Origin of the sequence: Micromonospora sp. NPDC050695 (assembly GCF_040654415.1) — a bacterium.
Lineage (GTDB): Bacteria > Actinomycetota > Actinomycetes > Mycobacteriales > Micromonosporaceae > Micromonospora.
Genome location: NZ_JBFAHZ010000011.1, coordinates 63,126 through 84,620, shown reverse-complemented (window position 1 = coordinate 84,620; position 21,495 = coordinate 63,126). Strand labels below are relative to the sequence as shown.

21 protein-coding genes and 2 pseudogenes are annotated in these 21,495 nt (G+C 71.2%); 11 read left to right on the top strand and 12 right to left on the bottom strand.

The annotated features are described in order from the left end of the window. Window positions 1–46: 46 nt before the first annotated feature. Window positions 47–1,516: a D-inositol-3-phosphate glycosyltransferase gene (gene mshA, locus AB0H52_RS11385; protein WP_357946823.1), complete on the bottom strand. Its 1,470-nt coding sequence runs from the start codon at window positions 1,514–1,516 to the stop codon at window positions 47–49. A 100-nt stretch (window positions 1,517–1,616) separates the two neighbouring features. Between mshA and AB0H52_RS11380 the strand changes: the two genes are divergently transcribed. Beyond that, window positions 1,617–2,384 carry an SDR family NAD(P)-dependent oxidoreductase gene (locus AB0H52_RS11380; RefSeq protein ID WP_151489900.1) on the top strand — a complete coding sequence of 256 codons (768 nt, stop codon included), beginning with the start codon at window positions 1,617–1,619 and terminating at the stop codon, window positions 2,382–2,384. A gap of 7 nt (window positions 2,385–2,391) precedes the next feature. After that, window positions 2,392–3,192, top strand: a complete 801-nt coding sequence (locus AB0H52_RS11375) for a class I SAM-dependent methyltransferase (RefSeq protein WP_357946739.1) — start codon at window positions 2,392–2,394, stop codon at window positions 3,190–3,192. Window positions 3,193–3,378: 186 nt separating this feature from the next. Here AB0H52_RS11375 and AB0H52_RS11370 read toward each other — a convergent pair whose 3' ends face one another. Beyond that, entirely contained in the window at window positions 3,379–4,416 is a 1,038-nt protein-coding gene (locus AB0H52_RS11370; RefSeq protein ID WP_255473643.1) for a UDP-N-acetylmuramate dehydrogenase, read from the bottom strand. Between the two features lie 114 nt (window positions 4,417–4,530). Here AB0H52_RS11370 and AB0H52_RS11365 point away from each other — a divergent pair, with 114 nt between their 5' ends. From AB0H52_RS11365 to AB0H52_RS11335, 7 genes are all read left to right on the top strand, one after another. Next, complete coding sequence (locus tag AB0H52_RS11365) at window positions 4,531–5,292, top strand: maleylpyruvate isomerase family mycothiol-dependent enzyme (protein WP_151488492.1); 762 nt, start codon at window positions 4,531–4,533, stop codon at window positions 5,290–5,292. Between the two features lie 178 nt (window positions 5,293–5,470). After that, window positions 5,471–6,778: an extracellular solute-binding protein gene (locus AB0H52_RS11360; protein ID WP_151488493.1), complete on the top strand. Its 1,308-nt coding sequence runs from the start codon at window positions 5,471–5,473 to the stop codon at window positions 6,776–6,778. Between the two features lie 70 nt (window positions 6,779–6,848). Beyond that, on the top strand, window positions 6,849–7,841 hold the full coding sequence (locus tag AB0H52_RS11355; protein ID WP_151488494.1) for a sugar ABC transporter permease: 993 nt from the start codon (window positions 6,849–6,851) through the stop codon (window positions 7,839–7,841). Continuing rightward, entirely contained in the window at window positions 7,838–8,671 is an 834-nt protein-coding gene (locus AB0H52_RS11350) for a carbohydrate ABC transporter permease (RefSeq protein ID WP_151488495.1), read from the top strand. Before AB0H52_RS11355 ends, AB0H52_RS11350 begins: the two co-directional genes overlap by 4 nt. After that, window positions 8,668–10,047 (top strand): GH1 family beta-glucosidase, encoded by a 1,380-nt coding sequence (locus tag AB0H52_RS11345; RefSeq protein WP_151488496.1) that lies wholly within the window; start codon window positions 8,668–8,670, stop codon window positions 10,045–10,047. Before AB0H52_RS11350 ends, AB0H52_RS11345 begins: the two co-directional genes overlap by 4 nt. Window positions 10,048–10,065: 18 nt before the next feature. Beyond that, the gene (locus AB0H52_RS11340) at window positions 10,066–11,073 is read left to right on the top strand and encodes a LacI family DNA-binding transcriptional regulator (protein ID WP_151488497.1); all 1,008 of its coding nucleotides are present in this window, start codon (window positions 10,066–10,068) and stop codon (window positions 11,071–11,073) included. Between the two features lie 258 nt (window positions 11,074–11,331). Continuing rightward, window positions 11,332–12,228, top strand: a complete 897-nt coding sequence (locus tag AB0H52_RS11335) for a GNAT family N-acetyltransferase (protein ID WP_151488498.1) — start codon at window positions 11,332–11,334, stop codon at window positions 12,226–12,228. On the opposite strand, the gene AB0H52_RS11330 is transcribed toward AB0H52_RS11335, so the two are convergent. The 4 genes from AB0H52_RS11330 to AB0H52_RS11315 all read right to left on the bottom strand — a co-directional run bounded on the left by AB0H52_RS11330 (window position 12,229) and on the right by AB0H52_RS11315 (window position 15,358). After that, window positions 12,229–12,483, bottom strand: a complete 255-nt coding sequence (locus tag AB0H52_RS11330; RefSeq protein WP_192580147.1) for a transposase — start codon at window positions 12,481–12,483, stop codon at window positions 12,229–12,231. It lies immediately after the preceding gene. Window positions 12,484–12,800: 317 nt separating this feature from the next. Further along, entirely contained in the window at window positions 12,801–13,202 is a 402-nt protein-coding gene (locus tag AB0H52_RS11325; protein WP_151488500.1) for a hypothetical protein, read from the bottom strand. Between the two features lie 850 nt (window positions 13,203–14,052). Beyond that, complete coding sequence (locus AB0H52_RS11320; RefSeq protein WP_151488502.1) at window positions 14,053–14,565, bottom strand: O-acetyl-ADP-ribose deacetylase; 513 nt, start codon at window positions 14,563–14,565, stop codon at window positions 14,053–14,055. 1 nt (window position 14,566) lies between these two features. After that, a complete protein-coding gene (locus AB0H52_RS11315) occupies window positions 14,567–15,358 on the bottom strand; it encodes an EI24 domain-containing protein (RefSeq protein WP_151488503.1) in 792 nt (263 codons plus the stop codon). Between the two features lie 68 nt (window positions 15,359–15,426). On the opposite strand from AB0H52_RS11315, the pseudogene AB0H52_RS11310 reads away from it, so the two are divergent. After that, window positions 15,427–16,208, top strand: a pseudogene (locus tag AB0H52_RS11310) (WYL domain-containing protein). Here the strand turns inward: AB0H52_RS11310 and AB0H52_RS11305 are convergent. From AB0H52_RS11305 to AB0H52_RS11280, 6 genes and pseudogenes are all read right to left on the bottom strand, one after another. After that, complete coding sequence (locus tag AB0H52_RS11305; protein WP_151488504.1) at window positions 16,199–17,113, bottom strand: SDR family oxidoreductase; 915 nt, start codon at window positions 17,111–17,113, stop codon at window positions 16,199–16,201. The pseudogene AB0H52_RS11310 and the gene AB0H52_RS11305 sit on opposite strands and share 10 nt — an antisense overlap. A 46-nt stretch (window positions 17,114–17,159) precedes the next feature. Next, window positions 17,160–17,897, bottom strand: a complete 738-nt coding sequence (locus AB0H52_RS11300; RefSeq protein WP_151488505.1) for an alanyl-tRNA editing protein — start codon at window positions 17,895–17,897, stop codon at window positions 17,160–17,162. 11 nt (window positions 17,898–17,908) lie between these two features. Continuing rightward, entirely contained in the window at window positions 17,909–18,796 is an 888-nt protein-coding gene (locus AB0H52_RS11295) for an alpha/beta hydrolase (protein WP_151488506.1), read from the bottom strand. After that, window positions 18,793–19,107 (bottom strand): DUF2516 family protein, encoded by a 315-nt coding sequence (locus AB0H52_RS11290; RefSeq protein WP_151488507.1) that lies wholly within the window; start codon window positions 19,105–19,107, stop codon window positions 18,793–18,795. The genes AB0H52_RS11295 and AB0H52_RS11290 overlap by 4 nt, the downstream gene beginning before the upstream one ends. 71 nt (window positions 19,108–19,178) lie before the next feature. Beyond that, on the bottom strand, window positions 19,179–19,886 hold the full coding sequence (locus AB0H52_RS11285) for a hypothetical protein (RefSeq protein WP_151488508.1): 708 nt from the start codon (window positions 19,884–19,886) through the stop codon (window positions 19,179–19,181). Window positions 19,887–20,020: 134 nt separating this feature from the next. Further along, window positions 20,021–20,515, bottom strand: a pseudogene (locus tag AB0H52_RS11280) (helix-turn-helix domain-containing protein); the annotation flags it as partial. A gap of 112 nt (window positions 20,516–20,627) precedes the next feature. Between AB0H52_RS11280 and AB0H52_RS11275 the strand changes: the two are divergent. Next, window positions 20,628–21,425: an alpha/beta hydrolase gene (locus AB0H52_RS11275; protein ID WP_151488510.1), complete on the top strand. Its 798-nt coding sequence runs from the start codon at window positions 20,628–20,630 to the stop codon at window positions 21,423–21,425. The last annotated feature ends 70 nt before the right edge of the window (window positions 21,426–21,495 follow it).

Genomic DNA, 21,495 nt, shown 5'->3' with positions numbered 1-21,495 from the left:
TACGACCGACCTGGCCCACGCACCCGGCGACGACCGACGGCAGCGGTCACCAGGAGCAGGAGAGCGCGGGATCGCCCGCCAGGTTAGCGGCGAGCCGCGTGCGGTGCGCGGAGATCGCCTCGCCGTAGACGTCGAGCAGGCCGGCCACCGTGCGATCCCAGGAGAAGTTGCGGGCGTGCTGCTCGGCCCCCCGGGCCAGGGCAGCGCGACGGGCCCGGTCGGGCAGCAGGCGGCGCAGCGCCAGAGCCCAGTCCACCGGGTCGTGCCCGTCGATCAGCACCCCGCTCACCTGGTCCCGCACGGCCGTGACCAGCCCACCCACGGCGGCCGCCAGCACCGGCGTACCGCAGGCCTGCGCCTCCAGCGCGACCAGCCCGAACGATTCGTTGTGCGACGGCACCGCGACCAGATCGGCGGCCCGGTACAACGCCGGCAGGTCGTCGCCGGTACGCGGCGGCAGGAACCGCACCCGGTCGGTGACCCCGAGCGTGGCGGCCAGCTCGATCAGCGCGGTCGGCCGGTCCAGCCCACTGCCGCTGGGGCCACCGCAGATCACCACGGTCACCTGAGCGGCCAGCACCGGATCGCGCTGCCGCAGCGCGGCGACCGCCCGGATCAGCACGTCGGGAGCCTTGAGCGGCTGCACCCGACCGACGAACGCCACCACGTACCCCTCGACCGGCAGGCCCAGCCGGCGACGAGCGTCGCGGGTCGCCGCGGACCGCTCACCCGGCGCGGGCCGGAAGCGGTCCAGGTCCACACCCGGCTGCACCACCGTGACGCGGCCGGGGTCGGCGTCGTACCGGTCGACCAGGTCGGCGGCCTCCACGCGGGTGTTGGCGACCAGCCGGTCCGCCTCCGCGACCACCTGCTCCTCGCCGATCACGCGGGCCTTGGGCTCCGGCCGGTCGCCGGCCGCGAGCTGAGCGTTCTTGACCTTCGCGAGGGTGTGCGCGGTGTGCACCAGCGGCACCCCCCAGCGCTCCTTGGCCAGCCAGCCAACCTGCCCGGAGAGCCAGTAGTGCGAGTGGATCAGATCGTAGTGGCCGGGCGGACGGGACGCCTCGGCCCGCAGCACCCCGGCCGTGAAGGCGCAGAGCTGACCCGGCAGCTCCTCCTTGGTCAGCCCTTCCAGCGGCCCGGAGGTGATGTGCCGGACCTGCACGCCGGGCGCCATCTCGACCACCGGGGGCAAATCGCCGGAGGTGGCCCGGGTGAAGATCTCCACCTCGACGTTGGCCTCGGCCAGCCGCCGGGCGACCTCCAGGATGTAGACGTTCATCCCACCGGCATCACCCGTGCCGGGCTGGTGCAGCGGGGACGTGTGCACCGACAGGGTGGCGATGCGGCGTGGCTGGGGCCACGGTCGGGCACCTCGCTGACGACCGACGCCGGTGTGCATTTCCGCCACGTCCGCTCCTTTGTCACGGTTGATGTCGTCTCGCACGACCGGCGCTTCTCGGTCAACCTGTACGCCGGATGTCATCTTCCCCATCGGGCTACGGAAATGCGTCAGCGCGGCCGGCCGGGGTGACCGACCTCATCACCGCGCCCGCACCGACGCGGCCCGCACGCCCGGTCGGGATCGGCCGCCCGGTGCGGGTGACAATGACCCGATGACCTCTGTCGCCATCGTCACCGGAGCGTCCAGCGGGATCGGCGCGGCAACCGCCCGCCGACTCGCCGCCGAGGGTTTCCACGTACTCGCCGCCGCCCGCCGCGCCGACCGGCTCGCCGACCTCGTCACCGAGATCACCGCCGCCGGCGGCCAGGCCACCGCGGTGACCTGCGACGTCACCTCGGACGAGTCGGTCGCCGCCCTCGCCGAGGCCGCCGCGCAGGCACCCGGACCGGTCACCCTGCTGGTCAACAACGCCGGCGGGGCACGCGGACTGGACCCGGTGGAGTCCGGCTCGATCGGCGACTGGCAGTGGATGTACGACGTGAACGTGCTCGGCACGCTGCGGGTCACCCAGGCGCTGCTACCAGCGCTGGAGGCGTCCGGCGCCGGCACCATCGTGGTGGTCTCCTCCACCGCCGGCCTGACCGTCTACGAGGGCGGAGGCGGGTACACCGCCGCGAAGCACGCGCAGACCGCCATCGCCGGCACGCTCCGGCTGGAGCTGTGCGGGCGACCGCTGCGGGTCATCGAGATCGACCCGGGCATGGTGAAGACCGACGAGTTCGGGCTGGTCCGCTTCGACGGCGACGCCGACCGGGCCGCCGCCGTCTACGCCGGGGTGCCCGACCCGCTGGTCGCCGACGACGTGGCCGACTGCATCGCCTGGTGCGCCACCCGTCCCCAGCACGTCAACGTGGATCGGCTGGTGGTGCGGCCACGGGCGCAGGCAGCCCAGCACAAGGTGCACCGAATCGGCCAGTGACGCCAGCATGAGCGGGGCAGCCCGGCACCGGCCGCTCGGCGTCGTCACGCGGGGCACCACCAACCCGAACCGGCTCCGTCGGGTGGACAACTGGATCGTCGCCACCTGCGCCGACCGGCTGGTGGCGGCGGCCGACCCGCTGGTGGTCGACCTCGGCTACGGCGCGACCCCGGTGACCGCGGTGGAGCTGCGGGCCCGGCTGGCCGCGGCGGTACGCCCCGACGTACGGCTGGTCGGGCTGGAGATCGACCCGGCGCGGGTGGCGGCCGCGGCACCGGCCGCCGACCCACCCGGGCTGACCTTCGCCCGCGGCGGGTTCGAACTGGCCGGGCTCCGGCCGGTCCTGGTCCGCGCGTTCAACGTGCTACGCCAGTACGACGAGAGCGAGGTCGCCGACGCCTGGCGGACGATGACCGCCGCGCTCGCCCCCGGCGGCGTGCTGGTCGAGGGCACCTGCGACGAGCTGGGTCGGCTCGCCAGCTGGCTGCTGATCGACGCGGACGGCCCCCGGACGCTGACCCTGGCCGCGAAACTCACCACGCTGGGCAGCCCCGCCGAGCTGGCCGAGCGGCTGCCCAAGGCGCTGATCCACCGCAACGTCCCCGGTGAACCGGTCCACGACCTGATCCGGGCCCTCGACGGCGCCTGGCAGACCGCCGCCCCGTACGCCACCTTCGGTCCCCGCCAACGCTGGCTCAGGGCGGTCACCCACCTGAAGAACACCGGCTGGCCCGTCCTGGCAACCCCCACCCGCTGGCGCCAGGGCGAGCTAACCCTCCCCTGGCCCCTCCCCTGGCCCCTCCCCTAACCCCACCCCGACCCACCCCACCCCTGACCCACCCTGACCCACCCTGACCCACCCCTCCCGCCCCTGACCCACGTCGATCATGGAGTTGTGGTGGGCGCTTTGGCCACGGAAGAGCGGAATGTCTCCCACCATAACTCCATGATCGACCCGGCCAGGGGCGGGAGGGTGGGGTGGGGTGGGGTGGGGTTAGAGGGTGCAGTTGATGAGGACTGGTTCGGGGTGCAGGGTTACGCCGAAGCGGGTGTGCACCGTGTCGCGGATGGTGGCGGCCAGGGTGAGCAGGTCGGTGGTGCTGGCGTTGCCGCTGTGGTTGGTGAGGGCGAGGGTGTGTTTGCCGGAGATGGCCACGCCGTCCGGGCCGGGATGCCCCTTCGCGAAGCCGGCCTTGTCGATCAGCCAGGCCGCGCTCACCTTGACCATGCCGTCGGCACCGGGCCAGTTCGGCGGCTCGCCCAGGTCGGCGGCGTGTTCCCGGAGCGACTCGTAGGTCGCCGGGTCGAGGACCGGATTGGTGAAGAAGGAGCCGACCGAGCGAGTGTCCGGGTCGTTGGCGTCGAGCACCATGCCCTTGCCGGCACGCAGCCGCAGCACCGCCGCGCGGGCGTCGGCCAGCGGAACCTGGTCGCCGACGTCGACACCGAGCGCGCGGGCCAGTTCGGCGTAACGCACCGGGCCGGAGAGCGGGGATCTGGTGAGCCGGAAGTCGACGGACAGCACCACCCAGCGGTCCCGGTACTTGAAGATGCTGCCCCGGTAGGCGAAGCCGCAGTCGGCGGCGGGGATGGCGTAACGGGTGTCCTCGGTCCGGTCGTACACCTCGACTCCGGTGATCGTCTCGGCGACCTCCTGGCCGTACGCACCGACGTTCTGGATCGGGGTCGCGCCGGTCGAGCCGGGGACGCCGGAGAGACACTCCAGCCCGGACCAGCCGTTGGCCACCGTGGCGGCGACCAGGTCGTCCCATGGTTCGCCGGCCTCGACCCGTACCGTGACGGACGCGGCGTCCTCGGCGACGACGCGCAGGCCGCGGGAGCGCACCAGGACGACCGTGCCCGCGAAGCCTGTGTCGCTGATCACCACGTTGCTGCCGCCGGCCAGGATGAGGATCGGCTCGTCGGCCCCCCGAACTGCCTGGACGATGGCGTCGGGGCTGGTCGCGGCCACGATCCGCCCGGCCGGGCCGCCCATCCGCAGCGTGGTGTAGCCGGCCAGTGGACCGGGGATGGCACGATCGGTTTCGGTTGTCGGCTGGGCGTAGGCGTCTGACACGTCTTTCACCTTAGGCTGAGGAGTAGCCGTGGCACCCAATGGTGGCTCGGCACCCCCGGGAGGATGGCGATGAGCAGACTGCAGGGCAGCAAGGATTTCTGGATCGGCGCGCTCCGTGCGGAGGGGCCGGCCTTCGCCGCCGCGGTGGCCGAGGCCCCGCCGGAGACACCGGTACTGTCCTGTCCGGGCTGGACAGTCAACGATCTCACTTTGCACCTCGCCGGTATCTACCATTGGGTTTCTTCGTTCGCGGGCTCCGGCCTGACGACCGTACCGGCCCGCCCGGATCGGACCGACGCGGAGCCCGGTGTGAGCCCGTTGCAGCTCTGGCAGCAGGGCTACGACAAGCTGATGACCCTCTTCGACGGGCTCGACCCGGAGGCGCCGGCGTGGAACTGGGCTCCGCAGCCGAAGCGGGCGGGTTTCTGGCCGCGGCGGATGGCGCACGAGACGGCGGTGCACCGCTGGGACGCTCAGCTCGCCATCGCCGCCGGTGAGCCGGTCGAGGCGAAGCTCGCGGCCGACGGGGTGAGCGAGGTGCTGGACACCTGGCTGCCCGCCGGGCGGCGGCGGGTGCCGGGCGACTGGCACGGCGTGGTGCAGCTCGCGGCGACCGACGCGGATCAGGAGTGGTATCTGCGACTGCGCGGCGAGGGGGTGGCGTTGCTGGACACGGCGACGATCCTCGACCACGACGACCACCACGCCCGGGCGCACGTCACCGGCACGGCGAGCGATCTGTTGCTGGCGCTGTGGGGTCGGGTGAGCTTCGAGACGCTGGACGTGACCGGCGACCGCAGCCTGCTCGAAGGTCTGCGCACCGGCCGCTGACCGGTCCTTCGCGGCGAGGGCGTCACCCCCTGGGGTGACGCCCTCGTTGGCGTCCGGGTCCGGTCGGCAACGTCGAGAGAGCGCTCTCTTGACAGCACCGGACGCACCCCCCACCCTCATGTGAGAGCGCTCTCTCAGCACCGCCGCCATCGACCACCTCGAGAGGGGTCCCCATCCCATGGCTGTCTTCCCGCGCCGCCGCCTCGCCGCGGTGGCCCTCGCCGCCACCACCGCCCTGCTCGTCACCGCCGGCTGCGGCGGCGGCGACGGGCAGGGCGGCGACGGGCAGGTCACACTGACCGTCGACGTCTTCGGCCAGTTCGGCTACGAGCAGCTCTACCAGGAGTACATGTCCGCGCACCCCGGCGTGAAGATCGTCGAACGCGGCACCGGCACCAACCTCGACGAGTACTCACCGAAGCTCACCCAGTGGCTGGCCGCCGGCCGGGGCGCCGGCGACGTGGTGGCCATCGAGGAGGGTCTGCTGGTCGAGTACAAGGCGAACCCCGGCAACTTCGTCAACCTGCTCGACCACGGTGCCGCCGACCTCAAGGGCAACTTCCTCGACTGGAAGTGGGACGCCGGGCTGACCGCCGACGGCAAGCAGCTCATCGGCCTCGGCACCGACGTCGGCGGCATCGCCATGTGCTACCGCAAGGACCTCTTCGAGAAGGCCGGCCTGCCCACCGAGCGGGACGCGGTGTCCCAACTCTGGCCGACCTGGCAGGACTACATCGCCACCGGGGAACGCTTCGTCGCCGCGAAGACCGGCGCGTCCTTCCTCGACGCGGCCACCAACACCTTCAACACCATCCTGCTGCAGACCGCCGGCAACACCACCGGGTACAGCTACTACGACACCAGCGGCACCCTCGTCGTCGACAGCAACCCGGCCGTACGCCAGGCGTGGGACACCACCATGGACATCATCGACTCGGGGCTGTCCGGCAAGTACGGATCCTGGTCCGAGGAGTGGGTCTCCGCCTTCAAGCAGTCCAAGTTCGCCACCATCGCCTGCCCCGCGTGGATGACCGGGGTCATCGAGGGCAACGCCGGCCCGGCCGCCCAGGGCAAGTGGGACATCGCCCGGGTGCCCGGCAACGGCGGCAACTGGGGCGGATCGCACCTCGCCGTGCCCAAGCAGAGCAAGCACCAGGCCGAGGCGATCGAGCTGGCCAAGTTCCTCACCAGCGCCAAGGGGCAGATCGGCGCGTTCAAGGCCAAGGGCCCGCTGCCCTCCTCCCCGCAGGCACTCGACGACCCGGCGATCACCGGCGCTTCCAACGCGTACTTCTCCGGAGCGCCGGTCGGCACCATCTTCGGCAGTGGCGCGAGGAGCCTCAAGCCGGTCTACATGGGCCCGAAGAACCAGGCCGTCCGCACCGAGGTGGAGAACGCCGTACGGACGGTGGAACTCGGCCAGCGCAACCCGGGGCAGGGCTGGACCGACGCGGTGACCAACGCGAAGAAGGCCGCCGCCAAGTAGTCCGAGCCAGCGTGCGGGCGGGCTCCGGGAGCCGGAGTTCCGCCCGCACGACGGAAAGGAGTCCCCGGGCATGACCGTCCAGCTCGACGCCCGCCCGCCGGTCGCACCGGCATCCGGCAACCACCGCCCATCCTCGGGTCGGCTCAGCCGGCTCGACACCCGCTTCTCGCCGTACCTCTACATCGCCCCGTTCTTCCTGCTCTTCGCGGTCTTCGGGGTCTACCCGCTGGCGTACACCTTCTGGGTCTCCCTGCACGACTGGGACCTGCTCGGCACCGACCATCCGTTCGTCGGCGCGGAGAACTACACCCGGTTGCTCGCCGACGTCGACTTCTGGCACGCGCTGGTGAACACGCTGGGCATCTTCGTGATCTCCACCGTGCCGCAGCTGCTCGCCGCGCTGTGGCTGGCCAACCTCCTGAACCGGGGGCTGCGGGCCCGCACCGGCTGGCGGATGGCCGTGCTCGTCCCGAACGTCACCTCCACCGCCGCCGTGGCGATCGTCTTCGGGGTGCTCTTCGGCCGCGAGTTCGGCATGGTCAACTGGCTGCTCGACCTCGTGGGGCTGGACGCGATCGACTGGAAATCCAACCGGATCGCCTCCTGGGTGGCCATCTCCGCCATGGTCGACTGGCGGTGGACCGGCTACAACGCGCTGATCCTCCTGGCCGCGATGCAGGCCATCCCCCGCGACCTGTACGAGGCCGCGGCGATCGACGGCGCCAACCGCGTCCGGCAGTTCTGGTCGGTGACCGTGCCGCTGCTCAAGCCGACGATCATCTTCTGCGCCATCATCGCCACCATCGGCGGGTTGCAGCTGTTCACCGAGCCCCGGATGTTCCACTCCGGCACCAACCCGATCCGGGGCGGCCCGCTGCGCGAGTCGCAGACCCTGACCATGTACATGTTCGAGAACGCCTTCGCACCGCACTACAACTTCGGGTACGGATCAGCGGTCGCCTGGCTGCTCTTCGCGCTCATCGCCATCGTCGCGACCGTCAACGTGCTGGTCCTGCGTCGCCTCGGCGGCGGGTCCGGCCCTCGGAAGGGAGCGGCACGATGAGCCGGCTCTGGCGGGCCAGCCCGCTCACCTACCTGGCCCTGGTGGCCGCCGCGGCCCTGTCGATCTTTCCGATCTGGTGGATGTTCGTGGTCGCCAGCCGGTCCAGCGACGCGATGGGACAACTGCCGCCCCCGATCACGCCCGGCGGCAACCTGGGCGCCAACATCGCCCGGCTGTTCGACAACACCGACGCGTACTTTTTGACCGGTCTGATCAACTCGGTGATCGTCGCGACCACGGTCACCGTGTCCGTGGTGTTCTTCTCCAGCCTGGCCGGGTTCGCCTTCGCGAAGCTGCGGTTCCGTGGACGCAACGCGCTGCTGCTGGTGATCATCGCGACCATGATGGTGCCGACGCAGCTCGGCGTGATCCCGCTCTACCTGCTGATGACCCGACTGCACTGGAACGACCGGCTGCCCGCGGTCATCGTGCCGGTGCTGGTCACCGGGTTCGGGGTGTTCATGATGCGGCAGTACGCCGGCCAGGCCATCAGCGACGAACTGATCGAGGCCGCCCGGATGGACGGCTGCGGCACCGCCCGGACCTGGTGGCACGTCGTGCTGCCCGCGCTGCGTCCGGCCGCCGCCGTACTCGGCCTGCTCACGTTCATGACCACCTGGAACGACTTCCTGTGGCCGTACGCTGTGCTGAACGACCCAGCAAATCCGACCGTGCAGCTCTCCCTGCGGGCGCTGTCGGACGGGTACTACCAGGACATGTCGCAGGTGTTCACCGGGACAGCCATCGCGACGCTGCCCCTGCTACTGGTCTTCGTGCTGTTCGGCCGTCAGATCATCGGCGGGATCATGGAAGGTGCGGTAAAGGCGTGAGTGAACTCCGTTTTCCCGAGCATTTCCTGTGGGGGGCGGCAACCGCCGCGTACCAGATCGAGGGCGCGGCCCGCGACGACGGCCGCGGTCCGTCCATCTGGGACACCTTCAGCCGTACGCCGGGCAAGGTGTACCAGGGCCACACCGGCGACGTCGCCTGCGACCACTACCACCGGTACGCCGACGACGTGGCGCTGATGGCCGAGCTGGGGTTGCGGGCGTACCGCTTCTCGGTGTCCTGGCCGCGGATCCAGCCGGACGGCACCGGCCCGGCCAACCCGCGCGGACTGGACTTCTACGACCGGCTCACCGACACGCTCCTCGACCGGGGGATCGACCCGATCGTCACCCTGTACCACTGGGACCTGCCGCAGAGCCTGGGCGACCGGGGCGGCTGGACCAACCGGGACACCGCCGAGCACTTCGCCACGTACGCCACCGCGGTGTACGCGCGCCTCGGCGACCGGATCGACGTCTGGACCACGCTCAACGAGCCGTGGTGCTCGGCGTACCTCGGTTACGGCAACGGGATCCACGCACCGGGCGAGCAGGATCCGGCGGCGGCCTTCGCCGCCGTACACCATCTGCTGCTCGGGCACGGCCTGGCGGCGCGGGCGTTGCGTGCGGCCGGCGCGCGCAGCGTGGGCATCACCGTCAACCCGGCGGACGTACGGCCGGCCGACCCGGACAGCGCGGCGGACGCCGCCGCGGTGCGCCTGGTCGACGGCCTGCACAATCGGATCTTCCTCGACCCGTTGCTGGCCGGCGGCTACCCCGACGACGTCCGCGAGCACGTGGCGCGCATCGTGGAGCCGACGTTCATCCGCGACGGTGACGAGAAGCTGATCGCCGCCCCCATCGACCTGCTCGGCATCAACTACTACGCGCCCAGCTACGTCGCGGGTCGGCCCGACGGCGCCGGCAACGGCGCGTACCCGGGCACCGAGGGCGCGGTGCACTTCCTGCCGCCGGCCGGGCCGCTCACCGACATGGGCTGGATGATCGAACCGGCCGGTCTGACCCGGCTGCTGGAGCGGATCGCCACCGACTACCCGGGCGTGCCGTTGCTGATCACCGAGAACGGTGCGGCGTTCCCCGACAAGCCGGGCACCGACTCGCCCGACAGCCCGACGCAGGTGATCGATTCGGATCGGATCGCCTACCTCGACGGGCACCTGCGTGCCGCGCACGAGGCGATCTCCCGGGGCGTGGACCTGCGCGGTTATCTCGTATGGTCATTCCTGGACAACTTCGAGTGGGCGGAGGGTTACCGCAAGCGGTTCGGGATCGTGCACGTCGACTACCTGACCCAGCGGCGCACACCGAAGGCCAGCGCCCGGTGGTACCAGGAGGTGATCTCCCGGAACGGGCTGTGACGAGCGGGGGGAGTCGCGATGACGACGGCGCACCGGCCGACGCTCGAGGCGGTGGCGGCACGGGCCGGGGTTTCCCGGGCCACCGTCTCCCGCGTGGTCAACGGCTCCACCACCGTCGCCGAGCCGATCCGCGAGGCCGTCAACCGGGCGGTCGCCGAGCTGGGGTACGTCCCCAACCTGGCCGCCCGCAGCCTGGTCACCCAGCGCACCGACTCGATCGCCCTGGTCATGCCGGAGGCGGCCACAAGAGTCTTCTCCGACGACCAGGTCTTCCCCGGCATCATTCGCGGCGTCAGCCAGGAGTTGGAGGCGGCCGACAAACAACTCGTGCTGATGCTGGCCGGCTCGCCGGCCGGGCATCACCGCGTCGAGCGATACACCACCGGCCGGCACGTGGACGGGGTGCTGTTCGCGTCGTTGCACGGCGCCGACCCGCTGCCCGGCACGCTGGCCCGGCTCGGCATACCGGTGGTGGTCAGTGGTCGACCGCTCGGCGACGTGCCCGTGCCGTACGTCGACGTCGACCACGTCGGCGGGGTGACCGCGGCCGTCCGGCACCTGATCGACAGCGGTCGCCGACGGATCGCCACCATCGCCGGGCCACAGGACATGGTCGCCGGGATCGAACGGCTCACCGGCTACCGCACCGCCGTGGCCGCCGCCGGGCTGCCCGAACTGATCGCCGTCGGTGACTTCACCCGGGAGTCCGGGGGCGCGGCGATGCGGCGACTGCTCGCCGAACACCCCGACCTGGACGGCGTCTTCGCCGCCTCCGACCTGATGGCGCACGCCGCCCTGCGGACGCTGCGCGAGGCCGGCCGGCGGGTGCCGGAGGACGTGGCGGTGGTCGGCTTCGACGACATCGAGACCGCCGCCTACACCGAACCACCGCTGACCACCGTCCGGCAGCCCATCGTGGAACTCGGCCGGCGGATGACCCGGCAACTGCTCCGGCTGGCCGCCGGGGAGACCGTCGAGCCGGCGGTCATGCTCGACACCGAGCTGATCATCCGCGCCTCCGCCTGACCGCCGTCGCAAGGTTCACTTCCAAGATCCGCACAACTTCGGTGTTATTGCTGCTTCCCGGCGTCGGGAGGCAGCAATAACCCTGAAATTGCTGCCTGCGGCCGCGCAGGCGTCGCGTTATTGCGTCGCTTCGGTGGGGGATCGTGGTTAGCCTCGCCGGCATGCCGGATCCTGTCGCGCTGCTGCAAGTACCCGCTCTCACCGACGTCGTCAAGACCACCATGTACGTGGCGTCGTCGCGGCAGGCGGTGGCCTGAGATGCGCATCCGGGTGGCGCAGCCGGACGACGCTGCGGACGTGGTCGCCCTGCGGGCGGTCGTCCACCCGTACCTCGTACGCGGGGTCGAGTCGACCCGCAAGATGATCGCCGAACCACCGCCGCACGACGGCTGGACCGCGTTCGTGGCCGAGGTCGACGGTCAGCTGGTCGGCTGGACGTCCGCCGAGCCCAACGCCTCGACATCGGTGCAGGGTTTCGGCGACGTCAACATGCTGCACGTGCACCCCGAGCGCCGCCGCAGCGGGATCGGAGCGGCGCTGTTGACCGCCGCGATCGACCACCTCCGCCTCCTCGGAGTTCGGCGCGTACGCACCATGGCCACGGCGGACTCCCTGCCCTTCGCGCGCCGGCACGGTTTCACGCCCAGCCGGGAGGTGCGCTACTCGGCGCTGGACCTGAACCCGCCACCCGCGCTGCCCGAGCCACCCCCGGGCGTACGGCTGCGGCCGGTCGCGGAGCTGGACCCCCGCCTGCTCTACGAGGCCGACGTGGCCTCGGCCCTCGACGAACCCGGCGACGTACCCGTCGACGCGGTCACCTTCGAGAACTGGCGGTACGACGTGTGGGACAACCTCGGACTGGACAAGGCCGCCAGCACCGCCACGGAGGTCGACGGCGACGTGGCCGCGTTCAGCCTGGTCAAGCGGGACGGTGCACGGATGTGGTCGGACTACACCTGCTCCGTCCCGGCGTACCGGGGTCGAGGACTGGCCCGGATGGCCAAGACGGCGGCGCTGCACCGGGCCGCCGAGGACGGCGTACGGATCGCGTACACCTCGAACGACGAGTCGAACGCGCCGATGCTGGCGATCAACGCCCGGCTGGGTTACCGGCCGGTGGCGTCGCAGTGGACCTGCCTGGCCGATGTGAGCTGATCAGTCGGCGTGGTTGTCGCCGCGCGGGAGGGTCCACTCCAGGAACCGCCCGACGTACACCGCAGGGTCCGGCCGCAGGCCCAGCCTCAGCGCGTCGGCGAACGCCTCCCGCGCGAGCGCGTTGACCCAGTTCCGCAGCGTCTCATGATTGACGCCGAGTTCCTGACCGGCCTCACGCAGTGACCGGCCCGACGAGCGGACCAGATCAACAGCGTCCCTACGGAACTGCTCGGGGTACTTCGATGGACGTGGCACCAGGCCATCCTTCCCCAGAACACTGTCTGGGCTCAGGGTGTCCGGTCCGCAGGGGGAACCTCAGGGCAACTCCACTACGCAATAGCCCTGACCCGCCGGCCCTCGTCCACGATCAGGCGCGTAAGCCGAAGACGTGCACGAGGAGTCGAAGCAGCGTTAGCGCGGGACACGAAGGCCTCCTGGTTGGCAGAGCGGTTCCTAGACAGCTCCACCCCACAACCGGAGGCCTTCGTCATTACGTCTATCTACGTCGTGTCGTCACACAACCTCGACCAACATCCCCGGGCAGTACAACTAGCTCGGTGACACGCCTCGAACTAGTACGAGTAGGTCGCGTACGGACGGCTGGTGTTGCCCTTGCTGAAGAACTTGATGCCCGTATTGCTCGCAGCCGACACGTCAACGGACTTGAGGATTTTCAGCTCTGGGAATGGATTCCACCCCACGACTTCAATCCGTGACGTGGACGAAGGAATATTACCCTTTCTGCACGTGCCCGGCTCGACCGGGATCGAGGCAATCGAAGACCAGTTGAAGTTCGTGGGAGTTTTATAGAATCTGACGTACGACCAATAGTTTGCCTGCGAGCAAAGCAGATACCGGCCCTTGCCCATGGACGCCTCTGCAGGGGCGGCAGTTGCCGTGAGTGCCGCCGTCGACAGCATGGCCGCCACGGCGGCACCTGCCGTGACACTCTTGAGTAAGGTCTTGATCGTCATACGGTCCTTCCTCTGGTGGCTGTGATCCCCCGCGTGATCCCTGCGAGCGGCGTGATCCCTACAAGGCATACTCACTCAGGCCCTTGCGGTCACACAGGGGAAGGGAATGCTCCAAAGTGGAGCGTATCTCCTGGCTCTTTCTTTTCTCTGAAGGATTTGCAGATTGGGTTCGCACGCTCGGCTGTGGCGAGTCGGACATGGTGCGACCTGCCGCTCCGACATTGTCAAACTCGGCTGCCTAGCACTCCAGCCGCACCTGGCGGAGATGGAGTCTTCACTGATAGTAGGCGATTTCGGCGCGGTGCTGGTGTCGGCGTTGCCATCGTAACCATCGATGGATGTGGTCGAAGTGCCCGATGGTGATCAGGTGTGCCAGCAGGGCCAGGGCCCCAGGGTCATTGCGTTGTCGGGCAACTGCTGGTCACGGCGGTGATCAGGTCGTGTGAGCGACGGTTGGCTTGGCGGGTGGCTCGGGCGATGTTGGTCGCGCCGGTGATGCGGTGCCAGCCGATCGCGGTGTTACGCAGGGTTGCGATGACGGCGGGTCCGGTGCCTGTTCGGGCCTGGTGGAGGTCTTCACGAAACGTCACGTCGCGTACGTGATGGAGGCAGTTCTCGATGTGCCAGTGGCGGCGGATCCAGGTTTGCAGATCGACCGGCTGGGCCTGGCCGGCGGGTAGCCTTGCCGTCGATCGCGATGACCGTGCGGTACCGCCTCGGCCTGCTCACCGCGCGGCCTCACCCGCCTCCTGCACCTCGACAGAGGCCGAACTCGTCCCGAACTCCTGGTCAACGGCCCGTCGGCCGACTATGCAATCGCACTGTCTCTAACGTCTTCTCTGGACGACGACTAAACCGCAGAGATCTCGCAGGCCGCAGCGTGGGTGTCCGCGCCGAAGAGCACCAGGCGGGCCTCGCTGACCGTCGCCGGCGTGGCCCGACGGAGCACCGACAGCGCCTGGCGGACCGCATCGTCGACCGGCCAGCCGTAGATCCCGGCGGAGATCAGCGGGAACGCCACCGTGGACGCACCCAGCTCGTCGGCCACCCGGAGGCTGTTGGCGTAGCAGTCGCGTAGCAGTGTCGACCGGTCCTCGGTGGCCGACCAGACCGGCCCGACGGTGTGGATCACCCAGCGGGCCGGCAGGTCCCCGGCCGTGGTCGCCACCGCCTGACCGGTCGGCAGCCCTCTGCCGTAACGGGACGCCCGCAGCGCCCGGCACTCGGCCAGGATCGCCGGACCGCCGCGCCGGTGGATCGCACCGTCGACCCCACCGCCGCCGAGCAGCGACGAGTTCGCGGCGTTCACGACCGCGTCCACCGCCTGGGCGGTGATGTCCCCCTCGACCAGGGTGATCTCCATGTCAGCGCTCCTCGGCCGACTGGCCCAACGATCGGCGGGCCAGCAGGGTCGCACCGGCGACCGCGGCCGGCATGATCAGCACCGCGCCCAGCGGAATGAGGAAGCAGAGGAAGACCGCCACCCCGAAACCGAGCGCGGCCGGCCGGTCCGCCTTGAGGATCGTCCGGCGCTGCGGCAGCCGCATCCCGCGCCGGTAGAACGGCGCACCGACCAGCTCCACGGCGAGGAACCAGCCGCCCACCGCCGCCCCGATCACCGGGACGACCGTCTGGCCGACCACCGGGATGAAGCCGGCGAGGAACAGCGGGATGCCGACCAACGCGGTGAGCGCCACCAGTCGTACGGAGTCGGCGATGCTGCGGCGCAGCGACGACCAGAAGGGCACCTCCACCGCACCCGGAGTGCCGCCGAGGCGATCCTCCACCCGCTCGGAGATCTTCTCGTAGAAGGGGTCGCCGATGACCAGCGTCACCGCCGTGAAGGTGAGCACGCCGAGCAGCCCGCCGAGCCCCAGGAAGGCCAGCCCGGCGATCACCCGGACCAGACTGCGGGCCGACGTCGACCAGTCGTCGGCGAACGGGGTGACCAGGGCGGCGAGGTCGTCCACGAAGTACACGAGGGTGGCCAGCGCGGCCACGAAGAGCGCGCCGGAGATCAGCGCCGGCACGATGCCGAGCAGCATCAGCCCCGGGCTGCGGACGTAGAGGCCGAGCCCACGCAGGAGCAGCCCCGCGCCGGCGAAGAAGCGTCCGACGACCCCGGTCACCGGGCTGGCGATTCTGCTGACGTCCACGATCGAGCAGCCTAACGACCGGTGATCGAATCCGCCGGGCGGCGAGCGGCACGGGGCAGGATGGGCGGGTGCGCGCCTCCCGACTGTTCTCGCTGCTGTTGCTGTTGCAGGCGCGCGGGTCGATGACGGCCGGCGAGCTGGCCCGGGAGTTGGAGGTCTCCGAGCGGACCGTGTACCGGGACGTGCTGGCGCTCTCCGCCGCCGGGGTGCCGGTCTACGCCGACCGGGGCCGGGCCGGCGGGTACCGCCTGCTCGGCGGGTATCGGACCCGCCTGACCGGGCTGACCCGGGACGAGGCCGAGGCGCTCTTCCTCGCCGGTCTGCCCGGCCCGGCCGGCGACATGGGGCTCGCCGATGCGGTCGCGTCCGCCGAGTTGAGGGTGCTGGCCGCGCTGCCGCCCGCCCTGCGGGACGCGCCGGCCCGCACCGGCCAACGGTTCCACCTGGACGTGCCGGGCTGGTTCCGGGAGACCGGGTCGCCGGGGTGGAGGTGGGCGACGAGAGCTTCGACCGCGACGAGGGCTTCGACCTGGCCGGGCACTGGCGCGAGCAGGCCGGGTCGTTCCTGCGGACCATGCTGCGGGCCGAGGTCACCGTCCGGCTCAGCCCCGCCGGCCTGCGCCAGCTCCGACACCTGGTCGATGCCCCGTTCGTGTACGACGAGGTGCTCGCCGCCGCCGGCGAACCCGACGGGCAGGGCTGGGTGGTGGCCCGGCTGCCCGTCGAGTCGGTCGAGGTGGCGTACCACCAGTTGCTGGGCCTCGGCCCCGAGGTGGAGGCGGTCGATCCACCCGAGCTACGGACGCGGTTCGCCGACGCGGCCGACCGGCTGCGCGACCTCTACCGGTAGCCGGTGACGTCGGCCGGTCTGCCGGCGTCGACGACCTCGACGATGTAGCGGAACGCCTCCGGCTGGCTGCCGTCGACGTCGGTGAACCCGTACACCTTGGACAGCGTGCCGGCGTCGACGGACTGGCCGTTCCACCGGCCCTTCTCCTCGTCGGCGGCGAGCGCGGCCACCGCGCGGCCGACGAACGCCGGAGTCTCCGAGATGAGGAAGTTCGGGTCGGTGGCGGCGCCGTCGCGCCAGTTCTCCTCGGTGACGCCGAAGTGCTCCAGCATCGACTCGGAGCGGATCCAGCCGGGGGTGAGCGCCACGGCCGTGCAGCCGTGCGGCTTCAGCTCGTGCGCCTGGGTGAAGGCGAGCCGGTTGACCGACACCTTGGCCAGGTCGTAGAAGACCGAGAGCCGGTAGTTCTCGTCGTTGTACGCCTTCGTGCCGTCGCCGATCTCCACGACCAGGCCACCGGGCTTGCGGATCAGCAGCGGCAGGGCGAAGTGGCTGGTGATGATGTGCGTGTCGACGGCCAGCCGCAGGGTGCGGAAACCGGCGTCGAGTGGCTGCTCCCAGACCGGCTTGTCCCAGGTGACCAGCGGGTCGCCGCCCCAGATGTCGTTGACCAGCACGTCGAGGTGGCCCTGCTCGGCGTCGATCCGGGCGACCAGGTCGCGGACCTGCTCCGGCACCAGGTGGTCGACCCGGACGGCGATGCCGGTGCCGCCGGCCGCGGTGACCAGCTCGGCGGTTTCCTCGATGGTCTCCGGTCGGTCCATCTCCGAACGGCCGGCGCGGCTGCTGCGACCGGTGGCGTACACGGTGGCACCGGCCGCGCCGAGCTGAACGGCGATCTGCCGGCCGGCTCCCCGGGTCGCCCCGGCGACGAGCGCGATCTTTCCTGCGAGCGGTTGTGTCATACCTGCGAGGTTGTCAGCGATACCTGACAACCGGGGTCCGAATTTGTCAGTCCACCAGTCTGACGCGTACCCGGCGGTTGGCGCGGCCCTTGCTCTCCACCTTGACCACCTGCACCTTGCCGATCTGGGCGGTGGACGCGACGTGGGTGCCGCCATCGGCCTGCACGTCCAGCCCGACGATGTCGACGATCCGGACCTCCTGCTCGTCCGGCGGGATCAGGTTGGACTGGGTGCGGATGATGTCCGGCAGGGCCAGCGCCTCGGTGCGCGGCAGCACCCGGGTGGCGACCGACCGGTCGGCGGCCACCTCGGCGTTGACCAACTCCTCGATCCGGCTCTTGAAGTCGGGAGGCACCTCGGGAAGGTTGAAGTCCATCCTGGCCTCGCCGGGTTCCATCGAGTTGCCTGTGACGAGCGCGCCGAAGTCGCGGAACACCACACCGCAGAGCACGTGCAGGCCGGAGTGGGTGCGCATCAGCCGGGTACGGCGCTCGTCCTCCACCGCCCCGACGACCTCGGTGCCGACCGGCGGCAACGGGTCACCCTCGGCGGGGATCAGGTACGGGTCGTCGCCCTTGCGGGTGCCGACGATCCGGGTCTGCACGCCCTGCCACAGCAGGACGCCGTGGTCCGGTGGCTGGCCACCGCCGCCCGGGTAGAACGCCGAACGGTCCAGCACGATGCCCTGCTCCGGATCGGCGTGCAGAACCGTGCACGTCCACTCGCGCAGGGTCGGGTCCGCCAGGTCCAGCCGGTGCGTCCGGCCGTGTTGTGTGACGCCCATGACAGGGCAGGCTACTCGTTGAGGAAGCCGGAGATGCGCTCCCGCAGGTCGGCGCGTTCCGACCAGAGCACGCCGGGCCGGTCATACACGTGCAGGGTGGCCCGGGGCAACGCGGCGGCGAGCCGCTCGGCGACCTCGACCGGGTGCAGGTCGTCGCCGGCACACGCGATCACCAGCGCCGGCGCGTTGACCGCCGCCAGGGCGGCGACGTCGTGCAGCGGCGCCTGCTCCGGCAGGGTGGCCAGACCGTCGGCGAGGCCGTCGCGGAGCAACTGGTCGAGCCGCTGCCGCAGGTACGCCCAGCCGGCCGGGGTGTTACGCACCGGCGGCGGCAGTTCCAGCGAGACGACGTCGGCCACCGCCGAGGCGTCGCCGCTCTCCACCGCCTCCAGCAGGTCGGTGAGGCGTTGCCGGGCCACCGGCCCACGCGGCTCGTCGAGCACGGCGGGCAGGAAGAAGACCAGCTTGTCGAAGCGCTCCGGGCTCTCGGTCAGCAGCCGGCAGAGGGCACCCGCGCCGAGGCTCGCCCCGAACGCGCGGCTGGCGCCGCCGAGATCCGCGACGGCGCGCAGATCCCGTGCCAGGTCGAGGTACGTCCACGACCCGTCCGGCGCGTCGGATCGGCCGTGCCCCCGGAACTGGAAGAACACCTTGCGGCCGGTAACCCCGCTGCCGAACGGGCGGGTGGTGGCGATGCCGTTGCCCAGCCCGTGCGCGAACACGGTGACCGGATCACCGGTGCCGGTGACCAGCCTCTCCAGTCGTACGCCGTGCGGGGTGGTGACCAGCTCGGTCTCCGGCTCGGGCAGTGCGGGTCGACCGGTTCGCGGCCCGCCCGGGCCGGGCCCCGAGGTGCGGGGCCCGCTGTCCGGTGGGGGCGGCCATCGGAAACCTCTCACCAGAACCCTTTGCCGTCGCTCAGGTCGCGCAGGCCGACCCGGACGTCAAGCAGGTAGATGAGCGCGGCGGCGATGCCGATCAGTCCGAAGAGACTGATCGGACCGAAGCCGAGCAGGGTGAGCACGAGGCAGACCGCGAGGATGGCGATCCAACCACCCTTGGGCAGCGTCCCGATGGCGGGGAAGCCGTCGGCGCGCTGCGTCACGGCGTGCACCAGCGCGACACCCTGGATGATCAGCGCGAAGACGAGCAGGATCAGCTCGATCACGTAGCGGACTTCAAAGGCGAAGATCGGCGCGGCGTTGGCCATGCCGGCAAGCTTATGTCGACGACCCCGACTACGTCCGACAAGGACGCCGTCGGGGTCGTCGACGCGGCGAACTACTCGGCCGCCGGGCGGGTCCGCTTGGTGGCCCGGGGCAGCTTCGCCGACGGGGTGGCGGCGGGCGTGGCGGCCTTCGGGGCGCGGGCGGCCTTCTTGACGGCGGCCGGCTTCGCCTCGGCGATCTCGGCCACCTCCGCCGGGGTCGACACCTCGGTCGGGGTCGACACCTCGCCGGCAGCCGGGGCGGTGGTCTCGGCCGGGCTGGTGGTCGACGTCACGGCCTGGGTGGCCTCGATGTCGGCGTTGACCGTCTCGGCGGCCTCCAGCACACCGGCGCCGACGACCCGCTCACCGCGGGCGACCAGGGCACCGTACGCGGCGAACGCCCGCTCCTGTGCGGCCTGGGCGCTCGCGACCACCACGGCGGCGTTGCGGGTCGCGGCCGCGCGCAGCTTGTCGAGGTCGGCGACCTCGCGCAGCTTGGCCAGATCGGCCGACTCGCGGAGCTTGGCGAGGTCCAGTTCGGCCTGTGCCCGGCCGCGCAGGGTGCCGGCGGTCTCGTTGGCGGTGCGCAGCGTCTCGGTGGCCTTCTGGCGCAGCTCGAAGCCGGTCAGCACGGCCCGCCCGCCCAGGTCGGCGACGACCCGGGTGCCGAGGACACCGACCACGGTCGGCAGCTTGCGCAGCTGCTCGAGGGCCAGCTCTCCGGCGCCGGCGGCGGCGTAGATCGGGGCGGGGATGCGGTTCGTCTTCGGCTCGGTCATGACGTCTCCTCTTCGGCCGCCTCGGCGGCCTTCCGGACCGCCGGACCGGCGGCCTTCTTCTCGGGGGTGTTCGTGCTGCCCGGGGCGGGAGCGGTGCCCGCCTCGGTGACGGCGACCGACTCGAGCACGGCCTCGGTCGGAGTGCCGCCTGCGGTGGTGGGGCCGGTGGCGGCGAGGTTGGCCACGTCGGCCGGCTGGTCGGCGACATCGGTCGGGGTCGTCGTCCCGGCCGTGTTGCCGGTGGCGGTCGCGCCGGGGGTCTCGGCGGCGGCCTGAGCCTCGGTCAGCCGGGCGTTCTCCCGGCGGAACGTCTCGTAGATCTGGCTGAGGGACTGCTTCTGGGCCATCGTCAGGTCGGTGTCCACGGCGATGGCGGCGAGCACACCGTGGCCCTCCTTGTCGTCGAGCAGCCCGGCCCGCAGGTACATCGCCGGGGTGGAGACCCGCAGCGCGCTGGCCAGCTGCTGGAGCACCTCGGCGCTGGGCTTGCGCAGGCCGCGCTCGATCTGGCTGAGGTACGGGTTGCTGACTCCCGCCTGCTCGGCGAGCTGCCGCAGCGAGATCTTGGCGTTGCGCCGTAGATCGCGGATGAACCCGCCGACGTCGGGAAGGTCCTTCGGTGTGGCCATGAGACTGACGCTAGACGGCCCTGCTAGCTCCTGCAAGCAAAACGCTAACCAGAGTTAGCAAGGTCTCAACGTCCCATTTGCGTGCCGCCCCTCCGGTCCGTACGGTCCCTCCGTGCACAAGATCACAGTCAATGGATCAGCCATCGCGTACGACGAGGTCGGCACCGGTTCGCCGGTCGTCCTGCTGCACGCCGGCATCACCGACCGCCGGATGTGGCGCGGACAGGTCCCGGCGCTCGCCGCCCGGCACCGGGTGATCGTTCCGGACCTGCGCGGTTACGGCGACTCCGAGCTGCCCCCGACGCCGTTCGCGCACCACGACGACGTGGCCGGCCTGCTGGACGCGCTCGACCTGCCCCGGGCCGCCCTGGTCGGCTGCTCGTTCGGTGGATCGGTGGCCATCGACACCGCGCTGGCCCACCCGGACCGGGTGAGCGCGCTCGCGCTGTTCGACACGGCGGTCTCCGGCAACGAGTGGTCCGACGAGGCGAACGACCTCTGGGACAGCCTGGTCGGCGAGGTCGACCCGGACGATTTCGTCGCCGGGGCCGCCGGTGAGGTGCGGTTCTGGGTGGTCGGTCCGGGCCGCCAGCCGGCCGACGTCGACCCCGAGCTGATCGCGTTCGCGCAGGAGATGGACCAGCGGGCGCTCGCCGCCGAGCTGGCGCTCGGCGCGGTCGAGGTGGGCGAACTGTCGCCGCCGGCGATCGGCCGCCTCGGCGAACTGCGGATGCCCGTCCTGGTCACCGCCGGCGCCGCCGACGTGCCGGACATCAGCCGGCTCGCCGACCGGATCGCCGCCGAGGCGCCCAACGCGGTACGACTGCCCGACGTGCCGGACGCCGCGCACCTGCTGCCGCTGGAGCGCCCCGAGCCGGTCAACGCCGCCCTGCTCGACTTCCTGGCCTGATCGACCCCCGGTCGGCGGTCGGCGGTCGGCGGTCGGCGGTCGGCGGTCGGCGGTCGGCGGTCGGACGAGC

Bases quoted from the DNA above. Each gene is read 5' to 3' on its own strand.
- AB0H52_RS11355 (WP_151488494.1), top strand. From the start codon at position 6,849: ATGACCGTCCAGCTCGACGCCCGCCCGCCGGTCGCACCGGCATCCGGC.
- AB0H52_RS11340 (WP_151488497.1), top strand. From the start codon at position 10,066: ATGACGACGGCGCACCGGCCGACGCTCGAGGCGGTGGCGGCACGGGCC.
- AB0H52_RS11285 (WP_151488508.1), bottom strand. From the start codon at position 19,886: ATGACCGAGCCGAAGACGAACCGCATCCCCGCCCCGATCTACGCCGCC.
- AB0H52_RS11375 (WP_357946739.1), top strand. From the start codon at position 2,392: ATGAGCGGGGCAGCCCGGCACCGGCCGCTCGGCGTCGTCACGCGGGGC.
- AB0H52_RS11350 (WP_151488495.1), top strand. From the start codon at position 7,838: ATGAGCCGGCTCTGGCGGGCCAGCCCGCTCACCTACCTGGCCCTGGTG.
- AB0H52_RS11365 (WP_151488492.1), top strand. From the start codon at position 4,531: ATGAGCAGACTGCAGGGCAGCAAGGATTTCTGGATCGGCGCGCTCCGT.
- AB0H52_RS11320 (WP_151488502.1), bottom strand. From the start codon at position 14,565: ATGGAGATCACCCTGGTCGAGGGGGACATCACCGCCCAGGCGGTGGAC.
- AB0H52_RS11290 (WP_151488507.1), bottom strand. From the start codon at position 19,107: ATGGCCAACGCCGCGCCGATCTTCGCCTTTGAAGTCCGCTACGTGATC.
- AB0H52_RS11300 (WP_151488505.1), bottom strand. From the start codon at position 17,897: ATGGGCGTCACACAACACGGCCGGACGCACCGGCTGGACCTGGCGGAC.
- AB0H52_RS11335 (WP_151488498.1), top strand. From the start codon at position 11,332: ATGCGCATCCGGGTGGCGCAGCCGGACGACGCTGCGGACGTGGTCGCC.
- AB0H52_RS11360 (WP_151488493.1), top strand. From the start codon at position 5,471: ATGGCTGTCTTCCCGCGCCGCCGCCTCGCCGCGGTGGCCCTCGCCGCC.
- AB0H52_RS11305 (WP_151488504.1), bottom strand. From the start codon at position 17,113: ATGACACAACCGCTCGCAGGAAAGATCGCGCTCGTCGCCGGGGCGACC.
- AB0H52_RS11380 (WP_151489900.1), top strand. From the start codon at position 1,617: ATGACCTCTGTCGCCATCGTCACCGGAGCGTCCAGCGGGATCGGCGCG.
- AB0H52_RS11325 (WP_151488500.1), bottom strand. From the start codon at position 13,202: ATGACGATCAAGACCTTACTCAAGAGTGTCACGGCAGGTGCCGCCGTG.